The sequence below is a fragment of the Dawidia cretensis genome, assembly GCF_018598175.1.
Lineage (GTDB): Bacteria > Bacteroidota > Bacteroidia > Cytophagales > Cyclobacteriaceae > Ohtaekwangia > Ohtaekwangia cretensis.
In genome coordinates this window covers 1-1,275 of record NZ_JAHESE010000082.1, presented here as the reverse complement: position 1 = coordinate 1,275, position 1,275 = coordinate 1, and the positions used below count along the sequence as shown (strand labels likewise).

The window sequence follows — 1,275 nt, the reverse complement described above, 5'->3', positions numbered from 1 at the left end:
ACCTTATATAGCTATGTCATCAGCGCCGAAGCCGGCGCACAAACACTTGCCCGCAGTGAAGAAAAAAACATCCGCTACTAACATGCGTTTACACCGAACTCCGCTCGTGGCGATCGCCACCGCATTACGCACCCTTCCGTTTCTCGCCCTGTACGCGCTGGCGGGCTGTGCCGAAGATTATACCGGCCGCGACGGCGATGGGATCGTGATCGATAGCATCCGCCCCACGGAGGGATATCCGGGCACGGTCTTCCGGCTCTACGGCCGTGGCTTCTCCTCCAATGCTGACAGCAACCGCGTTTTTATCAATGGCACGGCGGCACCGGTAGGCGATCCCGCTTCGCTGTCGACGCTGTTGGTAACCGTGCCGTATGAGGCTACGACGGGCACTGTCACGATAGAAGCCGCGGGCCTGCGCGGCAGCGGACCGGCCTTTACTGTATTTGATATCCCGCGCATCGACCTGGCGGATACCTATACGGAAGGAAAAACATTAACCATTATCGGTGATCATTTTTCTACCGACATACCTCTACTGGAAGTGTATTTTAACGGCGAGAAGATGAGGATCTACAACGCGGGCAAGACCAATGACGGCAAGCTATACCTGGAGACACCGTACCCTCCCTCCGGTGGTGACAACCCTATTTCCATTGTTATTGTCTCCGAGGGGATCAAGAGTTTGTCTTATACATACACTGTCAAGCCTCAGCTAAGCGAACTGGAGTATTTTAACAACTTCGACGGCAATACCTATGTATCCACAACGATCTCGTTGTACGGTCAATATTTCGGCCTCGATGCACCGGGCAACGAGATTCAGTTAACCGTCGGCGCCGGGCCGTTTACCGGCGACATCAAGATTGTCAGGTGGTCGCCGTACAGGATCGATCTTGAAGCCGTCGCGACGAACAGTGCCTTTTCCACCATTGCGGTAGTTGTCCAGGGTGTTGCCTCGGATCCGCTAATCTTCTACTATTAAAATGCGGAGATGGTATAGATCTGCAGGAAGCCTTCTGCGTCGTAGCGATTGTATACCAGGCGGTCGCCGCGGTGACTCCAAAGGGCACCGCCTACGGGTGCCTGGGCGTCATGGCTGCGCGCGGTGAGGCGACGGGGGGAGCCGCCGGCAGCGTCGGTCACCCAGACGCTGTTGTCGGCCAGGAAGGAGATCCAACGGCCGTCAGGGCTTACGTTGCACTGTCCCTGGATAGCAAATGTCAAATACGTCAGCGTAACGATGTGCCGCCCGGTGTTCGGCACCCGGTATAGCTG

General features: G+C 56.2%; 2 protein-coding genes. One reads left to right on the top strand and one right to left on the bottom strand.

Features of this window, described 5'->3' with window-relative positions; translation table 11 throughout:
- Window positions 1–982, top strand: a 982-nt coding sequence (locus KK062_RS29775) for an IPT/TIG domain-containing protein (protein ID WP_254088036.1), incomplete at its 5' end; no start/stop codon positions are given.
- On the opposite strand, the gene KK062_RS29770 is transcribed toward KK062_RS29775, so the two are convergent.
- A partial coding sequence (locus tag KK062_RS29770) for a TolB family protein (protein ID WP_369075192.1) occupies window positions 979–1,275 on the bottom strand: 297 nt, incomplete at its 5' end. The genes KK062_RS29775 and KK062_RS29770 overlap by 4 nt on opposite strands.